Source organism: Texcoconibacillus texcoconensis, assembly GCF_014202575.1.
Lineage (GTDB): Bacteria > Bacillota > Bacilli > Bacillales > Salisediminibacteriaceae > Texcoconibacillus > Texcoconibacillus texcoconensis.
Map to the genome: position 1 here is coordinate 231,807 of NZ_JACHHB010000004.1, position 19,011 is coordinate 250,817.

The window sequence follows — 19,011 nt, forward strand, 5'->3', positions numbered from 1 at the left end:
ATATAGCCAAGCGGTAAGGCAGCGGATTTTGATTCCGTGATGCGCAGGTTCGAATCCTGCTATCCCAGCCATTCCTTCTCCATTGGGATATAGCCAAGCGGTAAGGCAACGGATTTTGATTCCGTGACCCGCAGGTTCGAATCCTGCTATCCCAGCCATTAAATATCTGCAAAGGTCAAACAAGTAAGGTAAATATTTTAACTGTCTGACCTTTGATTTTTGTTTTTATTCACGATTATTTAACTCAATTCCACTTTCTTGCTGTTCTCGAGTCTCTTCAATATCAGAGATCACTTGCTCAGCTAATTTTTTACCTGCTTCTTTTTCATCTTCGTACATTTTTACAGGATCTTCCTTTTCTTCATAGCTTACAGTAGAAAAGTTTTCACTAAATTCATTCGCTTTTTTCAATTGACCTTTAGCGACTTGTGACCACTTATCTGATGTTTCTTTAACAATCTCTGAATATTCACTTCCTTTTTCTTTTGCTAAATCTGTTAGTTCAACTGTCTTATCCTTTGCAATAGTAGCTCGTTCATTAATGTCTTGCCGTAACTCCTTGCCTGGTTTTGGTGCTAAGAGCATAGCGGAAGTCGCACCAATCACACCCCCAATAAGTGTACCGACAACAAAATCCTTTGTATCAATTTTTCCCATTTTTGTCCTCCTCTAATAACAAATATTTAACGTAATACAATATCTATTTCCTTTTTTCTTGCTCGTCAAAACCTGTTTTTTACATTAATTGTTGTCAACAAATATGACAAAGCTGACACATAATTGTTCTATTTACACTGTTAAGTGTGTTTTTAAATTGAAAACACATTTATTTATTTAAATGACTATATTATAATGATGGAAGATTTCACATATGGAGTGATAGCAAATGGAACAACAAACCTTAAAATTAACGAGCGTTCTTTCTGATCCTACGAGATATTCAATATACCAATACGTATCTAGACAGCACCGCGATGTAACTGTACAGGAAATCGCAGACTCTTTTAACATCCACGCCAATGTCGCTCGTTTACACTTAACTAAACTAGAAGATGTTGAAATGCTTGTATCAGAAACAAAAAAGACAGGTAAAGGCGGACGCCCTAGCCGTTATTACCGTATTTCCGATGAAGTTGTAAGCCTTCAGTTTCCTTATCGTGATTACCAACGTCTATCTGAAATTGCGATTAATTCTCTCGCTTCACTCGGAAAAGAAGGAAGGCACGCTCTTATTGAAACGGGTCGAACATTCGGTTATGAATCAGCGAAATCCTTTGTTGATTCTTTAGATGAAGATGTATCAGACATGAGTGCCAAAGAAAAAGTTACGTTTATTGAGAAGATTTCTTTAAATCAAGGATTAAATCCAGAGATGCATTATGACGAAGAAAGAAACGAAATCGTATTTCGTATTTTTAATTGTACTTTCAGTGAATTAGCAAAAAGCCAACCTGGCATTTGTCAAATGCACCACGCTCTTGTTGAGGGGATTTTTGAATATTTCTTTAAAGATATTAAGTTACAAGAAGAATCCTCAATGTTTCAAGAGAACGAAATGGCATGCACGTACACAACTGTCGTATTAGGAAATGAAGCGACATCATAAATTCATAAATTGCTTAGTACTCCTGCGTTTACAAACCCACTTATCAGGTATATAATAAAGTGAAGCAAAATGTTTCACACGACTTGGGGGTCTGTGTAACGTTACATATGAAGGAGGGAAACGCGATGGATCGGATGTTCCGGGTAATTAGTTTCTGGACCGGGATATTTGCAATTTTGTTTCTGGTTGGGGATATGTATGAAATGGCCATTCTCTTTTTTGGCCAAACAGGCGCTTTCCTTGCATTAAGCTACTTGAAATTATCAGAACGTGCTTACATCTATATTTTTGGCGCCTATTTAACATTATTTTTCGTTGGTTTTACTTACTACTCGACGTTCATCATGGAAATCGGCGGACATTAAAAACATTTGAAAGAAGAGGAGTTGATAACATCAATCAACTCCTCTTCTTTCATTTTATATAGGGACTTTTACAGAAGTATTGATATGAATCACATTCACTTAAACCGCGTTCGTGTACATAAACAGAAAATGAGCCACTGATTCCTGTTGGATGAACTAATTGTTGGATGGCACGGTTTTTTTTATGCGTTTTAGAGAAAGGATTTGGATCTGTTGTTTCTTGAGCAAACTGCAATAATCCCGCTTCAATTAAAAAACGATCCTGTCGTTCTGCGATCATTCGTTTTAATCCAAATTCCTTCATAATCTTGTCATATGTATCCCAGTGAACGTGGCTTGTTAAATCCATTTCACCTGGAAACTTTAACGGGTTTTTGACCATGCGATGGTTTGAGTAGCCCCGTAACGATCCATCTCTTAATTGCGGATCACGCCAATCGTCATTTGTATAACCGTAGTCAACTGTTACAATCATCCCGTTTTTTAACCACTCACTGACCTCACGTTGCCAATCTTTCATCGCTAACGGTATTTCAATTCGTTGACCATCGTCTAGTGTTGGACCGTATTGCTCAATCCAAGATTGAATATCTTGATCCTCACACCTTTGACGTTCTTCAATCAGTTCCCCTTCTTCTGACAACGCGACAAAGATTTCATATAATTCACTGTTTTCTACCTCCACCACTCGTACAGGGAGGGCATCCAACAATTCATTTGAGAAGATGACACCTTGAAAATCCGGTACATCACCTTTTACTTCTTCTAATGACGAATGAAGTGTCACAACCTGCTGATGCTCATCTAATGCTTCCTCCTGCAAAGATCGATGGAAAGGACTCGTTTCAACGAGACGATAATCCAACAATTGATACGTAGAAGGAAATGTTTGTTTCCACTCATCAAGAACAGATTTTGCAAACTTGCCATCTCCCCCTCCACATTCACAAATCATTAAAGGTAAACGTTCTTTCGTTAAAACATCGTGAAAAAAGTGAGCGAATGTCTTAGCGAAAACGGGGTGAACATGATTACTTGTATAGTAATCTCCTTCTTTTCCTAGTTTCTTATTTTTTTTCATGTAATAACCTTCAACCTCATCATAAAGGACATGTTCCATATAAGATGCAATATCTAATATTCCAGCTTGTTCAATGCGCTCTATTAAACGTTTCATTTTTCAACTCCTTCACTTTTCATCAAAGGATTTAACACTGTTGACACGTTGTTTAGTTATGTATATAATAAAATTGTCAGTAGAACAATGATCTTCGGGAGTTCCCCCTCCCCCTCAAAGTTCATTTGTTACTAGATTAACTCCCCAACAGTGGCCTTCTCTACCCTGGAAGGCCACCTTTTTATTGTTTTTTTCCTCTAAATCAAATCCCAAAATACATAGCAATCAAAGTTAATAAAACATGGCGTTTATCCAAAACCATTTAGGAATGGATTGGAAGTCATCTCTTCTCCAACTGTCGTTTCCGGACCGTGCCCATTCGCAATGATTGTCGTATCTGGCATTGTAAGTAACCGTTGATGAATGGTTTTCATCAATGTGTCGTGATCTCCTCCTGGCAAATCAGTCCGTCCAATGCCTCCTCGAAATAATACGTCTCCTGAAAAAACGACGTTTTCCTCTGGCACATAATAAGAGACACTTCCCGGGGAATGACCAGGGGTATGAAAAACTTCAAACGTAAAAGATCCCACAGTAAGAGAACCTTCCTCTTTAATCAATTGATCAGCTGGTCGACACTTTACAGGCTCAATCCCCATAAATAGGCCTGATCCATTTTTTGAATCATCCCCTAACCAAGCGGCTTCCAACTCATGTAAATAAACAGGGGCACGGAAAGCATCTCTCACTTCTTCTAAAGCCCCTATGTGATCGAAGTGCGCATGGGTTAATAAAATCCCTTCTACATCAATCCCTCGGTCATTAATATGTTTTATTAAACGATCTCCTTCTCCACCCGGATCAATCACAACACCTTTACCTTGATCATTGACACAAATAAAACTATTCGTTTGTAAAGCTCCAAGTGGTTGGCGCTCCCATTTCATATACATTCCCTCCTATCTACTCACTATTTTACAAGCATAAGCAAAAATGGACAAACAATCTTTGCACTGTTAAAAAGTTAGATTCTTGATTTGAAGGACTCGACAAACGCAAAAAAAAGACGTAAAATAAAATCGAGTAAATACTTACCGTGCGTAAAACGATACTTCTTACGCGTTTACAACTAAAATATGATTGACAATACGTTTAACGGGTAAGTGAATGAAAACGCTACATAAGTAAGGAGGGGAGTCTAATGGTTTTAGCGATTATCTTTTTATTCGTTGCAATTTTAAGCGCTGTGGGCATCTTTTCTGAATGGAAACGAAAGAACCTTTTTGGCGTCGGTTTCTCATTACTTTCTGCTGGTGTATTTGGCTGGTTCTCGGTCATGACACTGTACTCAATTATTACAACTGGAACTGGCGGTGCAATGTAACGAAGCGATCAATAATCACCCTGCCACACAAAAGAGGCTTCCTCTTCAGTCGTGTAAAACGTACTCACTCCTTCTATAGAGTGTACACGATCAAAGGGAAGCCTCTTTTTTCTATTTAACGACTCAACTTTTCTTCCACACGCACGACTTTTTCCTGCATTGACTTTTGTTGATCTCTTCGGTCATCAATACGAATCGTCGTTGCAACCCGGTATGCTCCTTCTTCAAAAGGGGTCTCATGTAATCTCTTCACTACCTCTAAAAGTGTCTCCAATTCCCCTTCAATGATCGTGTTCATCGGCGTTAATTGATAATTCACAACATCTTCATAACCTTTTAACACTTCATGAATACGAGCAACATAACCACTTACACTCGGTGACTCAGTACCAATTGGAATAATACTTACATCGATAATCGCCATTTTGCTACCTCCTCGATTCAATCAACCTCTATTATTTTTGTTCAATAGACTCAAAGCGTTCCACGACCCAATGATCGATATTGTTTATACTTGATGAATCTTCTAGAAGCTCACCTTTTGAAACAGAATGATGATTCCATGTATGCCAATAAGTTAACTGAACATGATCTGGTGACTGATCAGCATGTTCAACAACAAGTTGCCACTCTCCTTGACTTCCTAGTGTTTCGTGTTGAGATTGTTCATTCTGAAAGGAAACGACATACCCCCCTGCCTCATAAGCAATATCTGATGTTTCGTATAAAACTTCATCGCTATGAGTAAGTTGCAAAGATACATCTGCAATTGCACCCGACTCTAAGAGATTTTCAGCTTCATCATAAAACTGAATGATCATAAAATCATCACCTGCTACACCATCTTCTGGTAGGCGATCCCATTGCCAACGAACATTTACCGTCGTCTCGTTGCCATCATTATTTCCTGTCACGTCAAACTCTGTGTGGTCCTGGAGCTGTTCGTTTGTTACCTCATCTAATTGTTGAATCGACATGTAACCAAATACAAATAATCCAATCATGACAATGAGTGGTAATAAAAGTACAATTCTATTTGCAGCCATGTTTTCACCTACGATTCTTGAGTTTCTTTTCTTTTCACTAACTGCCAGCGATCATTAAAATAAAAACGATAGAAAATAACTGTAATAAACATCGCACTAAGCGATACAGATGTAAAAATACTTAAAGAAATGACAATTTGATATCGGATCGCCTCTACAGGAGGAACACCCCCTAAAATTAACCCTGTCATCATTCCCGGGAGTTGTACAAGTCCGATTGTTTTCAGTCCGTCTACATTTGGGATCATCGCTGCCTTTACGATTTTACGTATAAGTAACTGTGAAGCTTGCTTTGGACTCGCTCCCAAAGATAGTGCTGCAATGATTCGGTCTTTGCCTTCGTTAAATTCATGTTTCATTCGCTCTAACGCCAAACCTATTGCTACCATGCTATTTCCTATGACCATTCCACTCATTGGAATCACCTGATCTGGTGCAAATTCGATCATATCAAATCCTAGCCACATTGCAAGCACTAAAAGTTCTACACCTGCAATCACGACGAAAATAATTGAGCGAACATATGGAAAACCACTTCCTTTTTTACTTGCATGGAACGTAGCGACGGTGACCATCACCATCAGCATAATTGATATACCAATTACAGGTGGCAAAGAGAATAAATAAGTTAACAAATAACCGATCAGTACGAGCTGAACGACTCCACGTAATGAAGACCAAGCAATTGAACGACTTAAACCTAAGGCATATATGTAAGACAATGAAATAGGGATAAGAACAAAAAATATTAAAAGAAACATCGAGGCATTTGAAATTTCTGGAGCCATTTCCTCACTCCTTTAAAAATTGTTTTAAACGTGTTGTTTCCGGGTGAGTGAGGATCTCTTTTGTTTCTCCTTGCTCTACAATCTTCCCTTCACTCATAAAAACTGTATGACTCCCCATTCGCTTCGCTTGCGAAATATCGTGTGTAACCATGAACATCCCTTCAACTTTTTTACTTTCTATGAGTTCGTACAGTCGTTGCTCAATACATTCAACGTTTCGTACATCTAAAGCACTTGTCACCTCGTCTAATAATAAAATCCTCGGCTTATTTGCTAACGCCCTAGCAAAAGCAACTCTTTGTTTTTCTCCGCCGGATAATTCATCAACATATTTTTGAAGGTAAGTTTGCGGAAGGCTTACTTGATCTAAAAGGTCTCTCCCCATTGCACTTCCCCACGCTCCCGTTAATGAAGGGCCATATTTTAGATTATCCTCTACAGTTCCTTCAAATAAAGCAGCAGTTTGTTGTACTAAACCAATCATTCTCCGAAGTTTTCCTAATTCAATGTTTGTAATCGGTTCTCCTTTATATAAAATCTCCCCTTCCAAAGGGTCTTCAAGGCGGTTTAACAACATTAATAAACTGCTTTTCCCCCCTCCAGAAGGACCTATGAGGTTGACAATCGTACCTTCTTCAATCGACAAATGAATATTCGTTAAGCGCTCGCTAGACACTGCTTGTACATCGATTAAATCTACCATATCTTATAACCCCCTCTCTATCTATGATAAATGATAAACTAGAAGTATATCACGTACGTATTTTCATTCAAATATTCAAAGATATTTCACGGTTTAGACAGCACTTTTCATGCAAAAAAGCAGGCTCCTCACCTACCGTTGATGAAGATACCTGCTTTTATCATTCATATATTTGCTATACTCGCTGACTCGCTAACCATGCGCCTCCAACAATGCCTGCATCGTTTCCTAATGTGGCTATACGAATGTTTGTATCTTCGCCGACTTTAGGAATTGCATACGCTTGAAAGTGTGTACGAATTCGGTCAATGATAAATTCGCCTGCTTTCGAGACACCGCCACCAATAACAATTGTATTTGGATTCATTGCATTAGCTAAATTCGCTAAAGCAAAGCCAAGGTGATACATTGCATATTCAACAATTTCATCAGCAGCCTCATCCCCTGCTTTTGCTGCATCAAGAACATCTTTGGCGGTTAAATCTCCTTCTTTTTCATATGTAGAAGACAACATCCCGGTCTTGCCTGATTCTACAGCTTCTAAACCGAGACGACGAATTCCTGTTGCAGATGAAATTGTTTCTAGACAACCAGTTTTACCACAATTACATGGTGCACCACCTTCTGTTACAGCCGTAATATGACCAATTTCTCCTCCAAAACCTGATTCACCATGAATAATGCGTCGATCACTAATTAAACCTCCACCAACTCCTGTTCCTAATGTCACAAACAGAACGTTTTCGGCACCATCGCCCGCTCCAAGCCACCTTTCTCCTAAAGCAGCAATATTCGCATCATTATCAACAGCTACAGGGACCTCAAGCGCTGCTTCTAAGCGTTCAGTGAGAGGGAAGTCCTTCCACCCTACATTCACTGCCTCAATGATTCTGCCTGTTTCCACTTCAATAAACCCTGGTGCACCGAGGCCAACACCTATAAGATCATGTCTAGTAGCGTTATTTTTTGTTAATTTTTCATCAATCGCATCAACGATATCATCAATAATATGGATGCCTTCATCTTCCGTGTTCGTCGGCACTTCCCATTTATCTACACATTCACCTTTTTCAGTAAAAAATGCCATTTTCATCGTCGTTCCACCGACGTCAATACCTGCTAACCATTGCTTTGTCATTTACATCATTCCTTCTTATCAATCATACATGTATATATTTTCATTGTAGCACGAAAAAAAGAGGATGCAAACGATTGCACCTCCTCGTTCATCAATCTGTTACTCTTTTGACCGTTCTTGCTTAAGAATGAGCCTTGTTTCTTGATATGTTTGTCTGTCCAACATCCCCCATTCAAATAACTCTTTTACTTCTTCTTCCATTAAATCGATATCCGCTCCTCTATTACCTGTATATACAAATGTACCAAATTGTTTTAGCAATTGTTGAACGTCATAGTACGTCTTCATTTTAAATTTTCCCCTTTATTTTTCCTGATCGTTCTCTTTTTTATTATAGCAAAATTAGAAGATTTTCCATATCGCAATCACACCAAGTAATAATAAAGGAATCCATGGTAACAAGGGGCGGTAATTCGGTATATTTTTTAATCGAAAGAACAAATATATCCCTGCATAAACACTCGCTGCAAAAAACAGGGAGAACAGCAATATAAACCATCTAGAGAAACCAAAAATTGCCCATTCTAATCCGACAATGAAAAAGAGCGTACTAATTAACAACCACGGAAGCTGTGTATATGTTGGAAAATAGCCATAAGCAGGGTGATAAATTTGAAAAAACATCACCGCTACTCCTAAACAAACAACCCCGACTAGAATTTGAAACCACCCAATTGATAACCAAGCAAGTAGAAAACTTCCGATTACCATGCCAAGAAATGTGCATCCTAAAAAAAGAGCAACAACGACGAAATAAAATGTTTGTAATGCAAATAAGCTCTTTACCGCTACAAAGCTGCTTAGCGTTAATCCAAGAAGAGCGACTGTTAATAAAACTGATGTAATAGCAACCATCGGACCACCTTCCTTAATATAAGCCTATGATGTTTTTCACACATTAAGGACAGGTTTTTATGTTGGCGAGAACGATTATTCGTTGCTATACTAGCAACTGTCCTCATAAAACACACACAAAGAAATGAAAAGAGGGATATATATGGGAGACAAGTTAAAAGAAGTCCTTGAACAAGGGGTATATGGAAAGCCTGAAATTAAGCCGGAAGAAAAAAAATTATTTTTATCTACTTTTGCTGAACGCGTACATTTAGCCTTAACCAATCGTCAAGTTCGCCACCGCGGCATGTATGACAAAGCCATAGACGTGATGAAAAAGGAAAAAGATGTTCACCTTTATTTAAATGGGGACTTAGGATATAGTGCTTATTCTAACTATGTAAACGAAGCGAACAAACACCGTGTTGCTTTTACAATTATTAATGACAGTTACGATACACCGATCGGTTTAGTGTTGGCCAGTTCTAAAGCTTTACCCGAATCTCGACCATCCTTTTTTATAAAAGACGAACAATATCAACGGGATATGGAGGATTAAAAAAGCTGACTTTTGTCAGCTTTTTTTAATGCCCCTATCATATTCGCTACGCTCGTCTCATATACCATACCAGATGACTTAAGGTGGGATTTGGATGGATGAGCGACAAAAAAGGATTTTAGGCGGACTTATATTCATCATTTCTTCTTTACTTATTTGGATTCAGTGGGATAAGACCGAAGAAACACTTATGTACTTCCCTGAAGATGAACGCGTCTCTTTCTTGCAAGCATTCACATCTCTTTCAATTGTTGATGATTTTGATGAAGATCAATATACAATTGGTTGGAATATAGCTTCCAAAGTCGATGAAGAAGTTTATTTACGACAAGACGTTTCATTGTTATTTGAAGATGGTCGCCTAATTGGTAAGGAAAACGAATGGGAAGGAGATGCCAGCGAATTATCTGTTCATCGCACCATCGATAGTGATGACAGCGGTCGATATGAAGCGATTAGTTTCCATCACGCTGAGATCCACTACCCATATGATGAAATAAAAAGTAAACAAACGATGTCAAGCGACCAACTCTATGTTGTCGATTCTCCTTTGCGAAATATGATTTCTTTTCATGAACCGACGAATGAAGAGGAGCAAGAAGCAAAGGATACACTTGATAAAATTGTTAATCAACAACTAGAATATACTTGGAAAGACCTTATTCATCATTTTGACATCTCACTTACCGATTACGACCCTGTTGCTTTTAATAAAATTTTGAAATTCCAAAACGAACCTATCCCTAAACTAACGATGGCTCAAACAAAAACAATTATTGGTCAATTATGGGAAGGACTTTATCGCAATTACATTTTGGCAATTCGTGACGATAATAATCAAGAATTTGCAGATATCCCGCAAGTGAACAAACAACATGATAAAGCTCCGATCGGACACTCAATGCCATTAATTTTGATTCATAAAGATCGAACCCATCTATTCGTTGTCTACGAAAATGCGGATGGTGACCGCTATAAATTACGACAAAATATCAACCTTGATAATTAAAATATCCCACTTGTTAAGGCGGGATATTTTTTTCAATAGTCATTATTGATGTTGCTGAATCTCTTCTAACAAAAGTCGGTACTGACGGTTGTCCGAGTCGATTTCTAACGCCCGTTCAATACTAGATTCAGCTTCATTGAACTGTCCTAATTCAACATATACAAGAGTTAAATTATAATATGCCTCATGGAATGACGGGTCTTTGTTAACGACCGTTTGAAAATGTTCTTTAGCATCATGGTATTCTTCAAGCGCTGCTTCGGTATTGGCGAGGACAAAGTAAGCTTCAGGTTCATCGACCCCGTTAGCAAGCGCCTTTCGTACACTCTCTCGCGCAGATTGAAAATCTTCTTCCATCGCTTGTTCCTGTCCAACTTGAACATAAGGTAAATACGCCTCTTCACCTTGCTCCTGTAAAAAACCTATAGCAGTCAAAATACTTAAAGCTAATGGGGCCAGGACCCATGCCCCTATTTGACTTTTAACGTGAGAGTTTTTCGGAAGTGCAATCATTGCTGAAGCAACAAAACCACCGATAAGTCCTCCGATATGGGCACCGTTATCAATCATCGGTACCACAAATCCGAGCCCGAGGTTAATCGCAAGGATAACGATCACATTCATCCCCATTGTTCGGAAAAATAAGCGTTTATGTCGCAACCCGAAATATAAAAGTGCACCAAAACAACCAAAAATTGCACCACTTGCCCCTGCTGATATATTTTCATTAAAAACGAAGCTAGCGATAGAGCCAGTTAAGCCTGCAATAAAATAAATAAAAACAAATCGAGATGTGCCAAATATACGTTCGACGGCTCCTCCTAAATAAAAAAGCGCCAATGAGTTCATAAATAAATGAAAAAAGCCAATATGCAAAAACATTGCACTAATAAAACGCCACCATTCACCTTCTTGAATCAGTGGATTAAACTTTGCCCCAAAGTCTATAAGCGTTTTTACACTCGTTGACCCACCTTCTAATTCAGTCAACATATACATTAAAAAAATGACCCCTAAAAGACCAAACGTAAATACTGGACGTCCATATAAAAAAATATTTCGTTCTTGTTGAATTCTCTGTTTCATCGTTTGTTTAATATGCCGGCGAAACATTTGAATATATTGCTCTGGATCGTCTACATAATAGGGATTAACCAAACTTGGTACTTCGTTTAACTCCCATTCTGTCGCTAAAGGATATAATGTTTCCTGAATATTTTCATCAGTCAAAACAATCGTTTTCATCTCTTGTTTTTTACTTGAAACAGTCAATGGCAAAGGAGTTTGCACCAACGACTCCCACTCATCAACAGGAGAATATGCACTAACAATAATATGATAAACATTGGCTTGGTGAAGGCCATTGCTTTTCTTTATTTTCTTCGCTCGTTCTTTTGTATTATCAATACTTTTTTTTAGCTCATTACGCCAATCTAAATCTTTACGGTGAAGACGGATTAATTTGGGACGTTGACATCGATCATCTTCGAGCCACAGCTCATCGGCATGGTTATTAAATTGGACCACGCGCATCCCTTCTCGAATAACAAGGCGATAAGCGAGATCCCAAAACTTTAAATGAATGTCCAGCATCGGCATCTAATAGTGCCCCCTCTGTCCGTGAATATGATCACGAATCCATGAAGATAACGCTTCAAAATGTGTAAATTGCTTTAAAGGTTGATGGTTTGTAGAAGGATGAGTACCTCGTGTATTTAAATAAATTGCTTCCCATCCAGCATCAATAGCCCCAACAACATCGTGTTCCCAAGAATCGCCTACAAACAGACGACTTTCACCAGAAGGAGCTAACAACTTTTCTGCATATTGAAATATACCTGGATCAGGCTTTGCGATCCCAACTTCATCAGATATAAAAACATTTTCCTTCGGGATCCACTCTAAGGCGCCAATCTTTCTTAATTTATCAAGTTGTGTTTCGTGCTTTCCATTTGTAATCACCGCCACCATTACCCCTTGTTCATCAAGGTATTGTAATGTTTCTGTCAATTCAGGGTAAGGCTCGCTATAATCGTCAACAGTATCATCATAATCACGATGAAACCGATCAGCTTCTTCTTCAGAAGCAGGTAAACTCAACAATTCCATCGTTTTTATAAAGCGTTTGCGACGATAGGCGATTTTCGTTAATTCCTTCGATTCAAACTCCGGCCAATATGTATCACACTGTTGTTTGAAAACAGAAAAAAATTCATCCGAACTCACTTTTTTTGTCATCTGGTTTCGCTTTAAAAAGCGTTCATAACATCCTTTTATTGCACACTGAAAAGCATCTTCATGGCTAAACAATGTATTGTCTAAATCAAATGCGATTACGTTCCATCGTAAGGTCAATTTTTTTCACCTCTTGAAGATATTATAGCAATTAGAGGTGAAAATTTCGAACGTAGTCTTTGTCGAAAACAATTGAAATAACGATTTATTTCCATAAAAAAATGATTCATGGAGTCACTTCACCATTTATAGAACAAAACGTTCTTAATCATGGTGGATTTTAGACCCTCATGAATCAGTTTTTTGTGGTCAATTTAATACTCTTTGCATCATCGATTGACGAATTGCCGGAATACGCATAGCTAAGCGAACAACAACTCGGCGCAAAAAACGACGAGTAAGTAGTAAATTCACCACTTTATATCGATAACGAAAACCAAAAATCGCGAGCAATGCGACAACCAGCCATGTCCATATCGGCGATTGATTCATCATATCCCCCTCCTTTACACTTACTTTCTGATAAAAAGACGACTTTTATCCGTGTGTTTTATAGAAAGGAGGGAAAATTGGTTAATTACCCTTTAAAGACAGGCTCCATATTCTCTTTTAATACATTTGCTGAATGATGAAGCTTTTCTTTTTCATCTTCACTAATGTTTAGTTCTACAATTCTTTGTACACCCTTACGATTTACAACTGCAGGTACACCAATGTAAACATCCTCAAGGTCATATTCACCTTGTAAGTATGATGAAACTGTAAGGATTGAATTTTCGTTTCGAATGATTGCTCTTGTTAAGCGTGTAAGGCCCATCGCTATACCATAATGTGTTGCACCTTTACGCTCAATAATATGATATGCTGCATCACGAACATTCACGAATATTTCATCTAGGTCTTCTTGTGTGCCATCTGGCTTGTATTTTTCCATATAGCTATGGATAGGGTCAGTTCCAATATTTGAACCAGTCCAAACTGGTAGTTCTGTATCGCCATGTTCACCCATAATATAAGCATGAACATTTCTAACATCGATATTAAAGTAATCACCAAGCAAGAAACGGAAACGAGCTGTATCTAGAATGGTACCAGAGCCGATGACACGCTCTTGCGGTAGCCCTGAAAACTTCCATGTCGCATACGATAAGATATCGACAGGATTTGTGGCCACAATAAAAATCCCATCGAAGCCACTTGCCATGACGTCGCCAACAATACCTTTAAAGATTTTTGTGTTTTTATCAATTAAATCAAGGCGCGTCTCTCCTGGTTGTTGGTTCGCACCAGCAGTAATCACAACGATATCTGCCTTATCACAATCTGAATAATCTCCAGACCAAATCTTCATCGGAGAACCAAATGGTAAACCGTGATTTAAATCCATCGCATCTCCATGCGCTTTTTCTTTATCCAAATCAATAAGAACCATTTCATCTGCAACACCCTGGTTCAGCATTGCAAACGCATAACTTGAACCAACAAATCCAGTTCCTATCACTGCAATTCTTGTTAATTTTCTTTCGCTCATACGATAACACACCTTCCATGATTATTTCTTCCTTTAATACTGTATCCGATTTTTCCATTTTAATAACGTTAATAATAATTTGTAAACTGGTATGTTTGTTAATCACGGAATGATTAATGTCTTAGAGTAAATTCAGCTTTTATATACCTATATATCTTGCAAAGATATTTTTCGCACGCGCCTGATCCTCAGTTCCTTGAACAAGCGTTCGTCCATCAGGGAAAAGGACGAGTACTTCTCCACTTTCTAGTGTCGCTCGTAGTAAAAACGGAGTTTTCTGTACGTTTGCGATTGGCTCTAAACGACTCGCCCATTCGTCAAGATTATAAGCATCTGTATGCGAAATCTGCACAGTATCCCGTCCACACAACGTTGTCACTTCGTCTGTTTCATATTGTAAAGAAGGGTAATCCTTTTGTTGACACGTTGGACAATTACTCCGTGCATGTTGAACTAGCAATGGGTAACGATCATTTCTCCATACATCAAAGGTTTGTAATGATTGATTTAAACGTTCTTTATGTCCTGTTAACCATTTTAATGCTTCAACAACTTGATGGCTTGCGACAATATCAACAACAGGCGCCAATACGCCAACCGTATCACACGTTTGGCCACCTGATCCGCCATCAGGAATCAAGCAACGAAGGCAAGGTGTCTCACCAGGGATCAGTAATGCATACATCCCACGCGAGCTGACTGCCCCTCCGTATAAAAACGGGATCCCTGCTTTATAACAAGCATCATTTAAAACATAACGGGTTTGAAAGTTATCCGTTCCATCTACAACAAGGTCAACATCTTCCATTAAGCTTTCGATATTTTTGGCGTTAACATCTGTTACTATTCCTTCAATGTCAATAGACGAATTGATCCGCTTTAATTTTTTTTCCGCAGCAACCGCTTTGGGTAAGGACTGTGCAACATCATCTTCATCGAACAACATTTGCCGCTGTAGATTACTCATTTCCACATAATCACGGTCGCAAAAACGAATAAAACCTATACCTGCTCGTACAAAATGATTAGCTAAAACCGTTCCTAATGCACCCATTCCGACAATTAATATGCGTTTTTCTAATAAAGTTCTCTGCCCTTCTTCACCGATCGGTGAGAAAAGTGATTGTCTCGAATATCGGTTTAAATCTGTCATCTGTTGCCTCCTCTGTCTAAACGACCATTAAAAATATATAAACGTTAGAGCAATGAGTGCTCCTGATAATGCACATATGACATTTACAACGTCGTTATCAATTAGCATGAATCCTTTTACATATTCCGATGTTTGACCACAATGTTTCGTTTGCTCTGTTGTTATGCCACATTGGCGACAACGGTAGGATACTTGCAACCATGCTCCGATGAGTGTATCAACAAACTGAGCAATAAATCCAGAAAATGTCACCACAGACAGCCAAATCATACCGTTGGCAAGCTCACCTTCTAAAAGTGGAAAAGAGAACAAAGAAACCGTCGCTATAAGGAAGCTACCTAGTAATGCTCCAACTGTTCCTGATAATGAAATTGCTCCCGAAACCCCTGTATCCACACGTTTTCCTGTCCTTATATCAAATGGCTTCTTTCGACTGAGAGAACCAAATGACGTCGCCCATGTATCTGCATTTACCGCTGCAAATGAACCTATAAACATCCAGAGCCACAACGGGTCGTTAAATAGTGCATAGCAGACACTAAAAAGTGCAGGTACACCACCATTAGCAAACACTTGGAGAGCATCTCTTTCTTCTCCTTTTACAACGACGTTTGAATGTTCTTTTGTATTATTTTTGAAAAGCCTACCGACTAGCGTAGCTGTTACAAAAAAAGCCCCCATAATGATTAAACCAAATACTCCAGTCGTCCAAGCTACACTGATACCTACAACCATCGCCATGAAAAAACCTGAACTTGTTAGCGAACGTAGTCGGTAGACGAGATAAGCAAATATCACTACTCCTATTGTTAAACTAAGTGGCAAAATCAAACAATCAACTCCCGTTTAGGTGTAATCAATTTTTGTACAGGAACATCGTGTTCTCCAACGGGAATCTCTTCATATAATTGCTCCTCAAATAAAATTGATATTGTCTGATTCATAAACGTACATAAATAACGATCGTAGAAGCCTGCTCCATGCCCAACTCGATAACCTGTCACCGAAAACACTAAGCCTGGCACAACTAGTAAATTGATGTCATTTTGGTGTGCCATTTCAGCTTTCTCCTCGTCTGGCTCGAGAATACCGAATGAAGACCTTTTCAATGCAGAATAGGATGTAAACGTATAAAAGTTCATCGTTCGATCATGAATATGACATTTTGGTACCACGATCCGTTTATTTTCAGAAAGCCCCTTTTCAATGATTGGCTTTGTATCAATTTCATGATTCATTGGAATCGTTAACCCCACTGTTTTAGAGGACTGCCACTCCACACTGTTTGTTAACCGTTCGTAAATCTTCTCTTCTTCATACTCTCTTGTTTGCAATGGCTTTTTGTTTAACAATTGCTTACATTGCTTTCTAAGCTCCGTTTTCGACAACATTAGGCATCACCCACTTTTATTTTAGCATTGATATATGTAATAGCGTAAGCATTTGAAGTGACCCTGTCGAGAAAAGAAAAAAAGTAAGCAGAAATATCTGCTTACTTTGTTTCGCGGTGTAATGTATGGCGTTGCAAACGTGGACTGTATTTTTTCATTTCAATACGGTCAGGATTCTTACGTTTATTTTTCGTCGTAATATAATTGCGATCTCCTGTTTCAGTGCAAGCCAATGTAACTTGTACACGCATGTCTATCCCTCCAAACATCTACCTCAAAAGTTTTCAACACTTAAAAGATGATAGCAAACTTTTTGCTTTTATTCAAGTGTTTAAATGAATTCTGATCATCAATATTTACTAAGGCGATGAAAATAATGAAAATGATCTGTTTCTAACGCGTTCAAACTCTCGCTTGAAAGGAACCATTCATAAAAGACGACCTCTTCGAATGGATCAACCACTTGCTCGTACCTTAAAGTTACACCATCGTGCTCGTGATTCAACGGCATAAGCGGTAACCTTCTCTCTTGACGACCTTTCCAGCCTGTACAATCTGTATGAAAAATAGGTATTTCTCCTCGTGTATTCACCCCACTGAAAACATAGTAATCATTGTAATGATGAGAAATAATCGCTCTTTTTTCCGGTGCATAGTAACTCAACGGGATCGTTTCATTCTTTCCGACTCGATAATAAACGTCAAAACAAATGGTTTTTCTTTTAACAGAACGGTTCATTAACCATGTCTTTTGCAAATGGTGTTCTGTTTTGATCCCTTTTAGCCAGCTGACAACCCAATCAACTCCCAGCAAAGAACCTTCATGAGTATCATCATTTTCAAGGTCATCCGTCCATACTTGTTCCTCATCATCAACAGACATACGATATCTCTTTTTAAAAGTAAGGCTCGATTTATAGTAAGTTTCACATATTTTTGTCATTGATTTACCTCCTAACAAACTTTGTTGCTATCACGTTTTTTCAACTAATGTCCATGTTAATGGGAGTTGATAAATTCTACAAGAAGGTAAAATTGTATATTTTTATCAGTTTTTAGCGCCATTCGTCTATCTGTGATTAACATTAATCGACAGCCCCTTTAACTTATTACAATTAATGACGATGATTGACTAGGAAGGAAGATTAAATTATGATATAACGTTTAAGACAGAGTTTGATCTAGAAAGGAGTCTTATTGTGGAAACAACAATTATCATCATGTTTGCATTATCTACCATTCTTTTTATCCTATCGTTATTACAAAAAGATCGTTCTTCTAAATTTGAAGAACAACTCGAAAACCAGTCGATCCGATATATGCAAGAAATGTATCAATTAAAAAGAAAGATCAGTTCTTTAGAAGAAGCTTTGCTATCGAGCGAAACATTCGACAACAGCTTAAACCGCGATGATGCGCTAGCTATGTACGAAGACGGATACAGTATTGAAGAAATTGCACAATTCGCAAATATCACACCTGAAGATGTCGAATCGCTTTTAGCGAATCAATAAAAGCGAAAAGGAGGTATAGATGTGTCTAAATCTGATATGAGAGGCGTTGCAGCCGGGCTATTTCTAGCAACTGCCGTTTTCGCATCGCTGACTTTATTTACTGATGAAGCTGAACAAAACGAAGCAAAAACAACAGATCAATTAACTTGGGAAGAACTCGCCTCTTTCGCTGAAGATGAAGGAGCTTCTGTCATCAAACAAGAGGATATGGAAGAAATAGAAAAGGAGGTAGCGTCCCTTCGACAGAAAAGAGACTCACTTGCCACGCAATTAGAAGAGATAAATGATGAAGTTGAGGAAGAAAAGAATATTGAATATCGCCTCGTACTCAATATTCATGATGGAATGACCTCACATGAACTAGCAGAAACGTTAGCAGACGCAGCAATGATCGAGGATGTAAACGAATTTCAGTCATTACTTCAAGAAAAAGACTTAGTTCGACAAATTCGAACAGGACAGTTCGTATTAACAAGTAATATGAGTGCAGAAGAGATGATTGACGTTGTCACTCATTAAGGCAAGATAAAGCAACGCATAAAGAATCGAGTAGGAGGAGGGTTCGCCCCTCCGTCCTCTCACACCACCGTACGTACGGATCTCGTATACGGCGGTTCAATAAGTTGAGTGATGCTTTT

General features: G+C 38.4%; 26 protein-coding genes and 1 tRNA gene. 8 read left to right on the top strand and 19 right to left on the bottom strand.

Annotated features, from left to right (window positions below; genetic code table 11):
* Positions 1 to 83: 83 nt before the first annotated feature.
* Positions 84 to 158, top strand: a tRNA-Gln gene (locus HNQ41_RS06260).
* 67 nt (positions 159 to 225) lie between these two features.
* On the opposite strand, the gene HNQ41_RS06265 is transcribed toward HNQ41_RS06260, so the two are convergent.
* Positions 226 to 657: a YtxH domain-containing protein gene (locus HNQ41_RS06265; RefSeq protein WP_184663549.1), complete on the bottom strand. Its 432-nt coding sequence runs from the start codon at positions 655 to 657 to the stop codon at positions 226 to 228.
* Positions 658 to 886: 229 nt separating this feature from the next.
* Between HNQ41_RS06265 and HNQ41_RS06270 the strand changes: the two genes are divergently transcribed.
* On the top strand, positions 887 to 1,606 hold the full coding sequence (locus HNQ41_RS06270) for a helix-turn-helix transcriptional regulator (protein ID WP_184663550.1): 720 nt from the start codon (positions 887 to 889) through the stop codon (positions 1,604 to 1,606).
* A 125-nt stretch (positions 1,607 to 1,731) separates the two neighbouring features.
* Entirely contained in the window at positions 1,732 to 1,971 is a 240-nt protein-coding gene (locus HNQ41_RS06275; RefSeq protein WP_184663551.1) for a DUF2626 domain-containing protein, read from the top strand.
* Positions 1,972 to 2,020: 49 nt separating this feature from the next.
* Here HNQ41_RS06275 and HNQ41_RS06280 read toward each other — a convergent pair whose 3' ends face one another.
* A complete protein-coding gene (locus tag HNQ41_RS06280; protein WP_184663552.1) occupies positions 2,021 to 3,148 on the bottom strand; it encodes a class I SAM-dependent methyltransferase in 1,128 nt (375 codons plus the stop codon).
* Between the two features lie 248 nt (positions 3,149 to 3,396).
* The gene (locus tag HNQ41_RS06285; protein ID WP_184663553.1) at positions 3,397 to 4,035 is read right to left on the bottom strand and encodes an MBL fold metallo-hydrolase; all 639 of its coding nucleotides are present in this window, start codon (positions 4,033 to 4,035) and stop codon (positions 3,397 to 3,399) included.
* 254 nt (positions 4,036 to 4,289) lie between these two features.
* Between HNQ41_RS06285 and HNQ41_RS06290 the strand changes: the two genes are divergently transcribed.
* The gene (locus HNQ41_RS06290; protein WP_184663554.1) at positions 4,290 to 4,472 is read left to right on the top strand and encodes a DUF2759 domain-containing protein; all 183 of its coding nucleotides are present in this window, start codon (positions 4,290 to 4,292) and stop codon (positions 4,470 to 4,472) included.
* Between the two features lie 115 nt (positions 4,473 to 4,587).
* On the opposite strand, the gene HNQ41_RS06295 is transcribed toward HNQ41_RS06290, so the two are convergent.
* The 7 genes from HNQ41_RS06295 to HNQ41_RS06325 all read right to left on the bottom strand — a co-directional run bounded on the left by HNQ41_RS06295 (position 4,588) and on the right by HNQ41_RS06325 (position 9,002).
* The gene (locus HNQ41_RS06295) at positions 4,588 to 4,896 is read right to left on the bottom strand and encodes an MTH1187 family thiamine-binding protein (RefSeq protein ID WP_184663555.1); all 309 of its coding nucleotides are present in this window, start codon (positions 4,894 to 4,896) and stop codon (positions 4,588 to 4,590) included.
* Positions 4,897 to 4,927: 31 nt separating this feature from the next.
* Entirely contained in the window at positions 4,928 to 5,518 is a 591-nt protein-coding gene (locus tag HNQ41_RS06300; RefSeq protein WP_184663556.1) for a hypothetical protein, read from the bottom strand.
* 8 nt (positions 5,519 to 5,526) lie between these two features.
* A complete protein-coding gene (locus tag HNQ41_RS06305; RefSeq protein ID WP_184663557.1) occupies positions 5,527 to 6,306 on the bottom strand; it encodes an ABC transporter permease in 780 nt (259 codons plus the stop codon).
* 4 nt (positions 6,307 to 6,310) lie between these two features.
* Positions 6,311 to 7,009 carry an ATP-binding cassette domain-containing protein gene (locus HNQ41_RS06310; protein WP_184663558.1) on the bottom strand — a complete coding sequence of 233 codons (699 nt, stop codon included), beginning with the start codon at positions 7,007 to 7,009 and terminating at the stop codon, positions 6,311 to 6,313.
* A gap of 175 nt (positions 7,010 to 7,184) precedes the next feature.
* Positions 7,185 to 8,147, bottom strand: coding sequence for an ROK family glucokinase (locus HNQ41_RS06315; RefSeq protein ID WP_184663559.1), 963 nt, complete (start codon positions 8,145 to 8,147; stop codon positions 7,185 to 7,187).
* Between the two features lie 99 nt (positions 8,148 to 8,246).
* Positions 8,247 to 8,435: a YqgQ family protein gene (locus tag HNQ41_RS06320; protein WP_184663560.1), complete on the bottom strand. Its 189-nt coding sequence runs from the start codon at positions 8,433 to 8,435 to the stop codon at positions 8,247 to 8,249.
* A gap of 54 nt (positions 8,436 to 8,489) precedes the next feature.
* Positions 8,490 to 9,002, bottom strand: a complete 513-nt coding sequence (locus tag HNQ41_RS06325; protein WP_184663561.1) for a hypothetical protein — start codon at positions 9,000 to 9,002, stop codon at positions 8,490 to 8,492.
* Between the two features lie 142 nt (positions 9,003 to 9,144).
* Here HNQ41_RS06325 and HNQ41_RS06330 point away from each other — a divergent pair, with 142 nt between their 5' ends.
* Positions 9,145 to 9,540 carry a YueI family protein gene (locus HNQ41_RS06330; protein WP_184663562.1) on the top strand — a complete coding sequence of 132 codons (396 nt, stop codon included), beginning with the start codon at positions 9,145 to 9,147 and terminating at the stop codon, positions 9,538 to 9,540.
* A 94-nt stretch (positions 9,541 to 9,634) separates the two neighbouring features.
* A complete protein-coding gene (locus tag HNQ41_RS06335) occupies positions 9,635 to 10,549 on the top strand; it encodes a hypothetical protein (protein WP_184663563.1) in 915 nt (304 codons plus the stop codon).
* Between the two features lie 42 nt (positions 10,550 to 10,591).
* Here the strand turns inward: HNQ41_RS06335 and HNQ41_RS06340 are convergent, their stop codons facing one another.
* The 9 genes from HNQ41_RS06340 to HNQ41_RS06380 all read right to left on the bottom strand — a co-directional run bounded on the left by HNQ41_RS06340 (position 10,592) and on the right by HNQ41_RS06380 (position 17,802).
* On the bottom strand, positions 10,592 to 12,148 hold the full coding sequence (locus HNQ41_RS06340) for a rhomboid family intramembrane serine protease (RefSeq protein ID WP_184663564.1): 1,557 nt from the start codon (positions 12,146 to 12,148) through the stop codon (positions 10,592 to 10,594).
* Positions 12,149 to 12,904, bottom strand: a complete 756-nt coding sequence (locus HNQ41_RS06345; protein ID WP_184663565.1) for an HAD family hydrolase — start codon at positions 12,902 to 12,904, stop codon at positions 12,149 to 12,151.
* 189 nt (positions 12,905 to 13,093) lie between these two features.
* Entirely contained in the window at positions 13,094 to 13,276 is a 183-nt protein-coding gene (locus HNQ41_RS06350) for a sodium:proton antiporter (protein ID WP_184663566.1), read from the bottom strand.
* 85 nt (positions 13,277 to 13,361) lie between these two features.
* Positions 13,362 to 14,315, bottom strand: a complete 954-nt coding sequence (locus tag HNQ41_RS06355) for an L-lactate dehydrogenase (RefSeq protein WP_184663567.1) — start codon at positions 14,313 to 14,315, stop codon at positions 13,362 to 13,364.
* Positions 14,316 to 14,454: 139 nt separating this feature from the next.
* Positions 14,455 to 15,468 (bottom strand): ThiF family adenylyltransferase, encoded by a 1,014-nt coding sequence (locus HNQ41_RS06360; RefSeq protein ID WP_184663568.1) that lies wholly within the window; start codon positions 15,466 to 15,468, stop codon positions 14,455 to 14,457.
* Positions 15,469 to 15,495: 27 nt separating this feature from the next.
* Positions 15,496 to 16,299 carry a DUF92 domain-containing protein gene (locus HNQ41_RS06365; RefSeq protein WP_184663569.1) on the bottom strand — a complete coding sequence of 268 codons (804 nt, stop codon included), beginning with the start codon at positions 16,297 to 16,299 and terminating at the stop codon, positions 15,496 to 15,498.
* Positions 16,296 to 16,859 carry a 5-formyltetrahydrofolate cyclo-ligase gene (locus tag HNQ41_RS06370; RefSeq protein WP_184663570.1) on the bottom strand — a complete coding sequence of 188 codons (564 nt, stop codon included), beginning with the start codon at positions 16,857 to 16,859 and terminating at the stop codon, positions 16,296 to 16,298. The genes HNQ41_RS06365 and HNQ41_RS06370 overlap by 4 nt, the downstream gene beginning before the upstream one ends.
* Positions 16,860 to 16,960: 101 nt before the next feature.
* Complete coding sequence (gene rpmG / locus HNQ41_RS06375) at positions 16,961 to 17,110, bottom strand: 50S ribosomal protein L33 (RefSeq protein ID WP_184663571.1); 150 nt, start codon at positions 17,108 to 17,110, stop codon at positions 16,961 to 16,963.
* A 98-nt stretch (positions 17,111 to 17,208) separates the two neighbouring features.
* Complete coding sequence (locus HNQ41_RS06380; protein WP_184663572.1) at positions 17,209 to 17,802, bottom strand: hypothetical protein; 594 nt, start codon at positions 17,800 to 17,802, stop codon at positions 17,209 to 17,211.
* 256 nt (positions 17,803 to 18,058) lie between these two features.
* Between HNQ41_RS06380 and HNQ41_RS06385 the strand changes: the two genes are divergently transcribed.
* Both HNQ41_RS06385 and HNQ41_RS06390 read left to right on the top strand, forming a co-directional pair.
* A complete protein-coding gene (locus HNQ41_RS06385; protein ID WP_184663573.1) occupies positions 18,059 to 18,373 on the top strand; it encodes a DUF433 domain-containing protein in 315 nt (104 codons plus the stop codon).
* A gap of 21 nt (positions 18,374 to 18,394) precedes the next feature.
* Complete coding sequence (locus HNQ41_RS06390) at positions 18,395 to 18,892, top strand: hypothetical protein (protein WP_184663574.1); 498 nt, start codon at positions 18,395 to 18,397, stop codon at positions 18,890 to 18,892.
* The last annotated feature ends 119 nt before the right edge of the window (positions 18,893 to 19,011 follow it).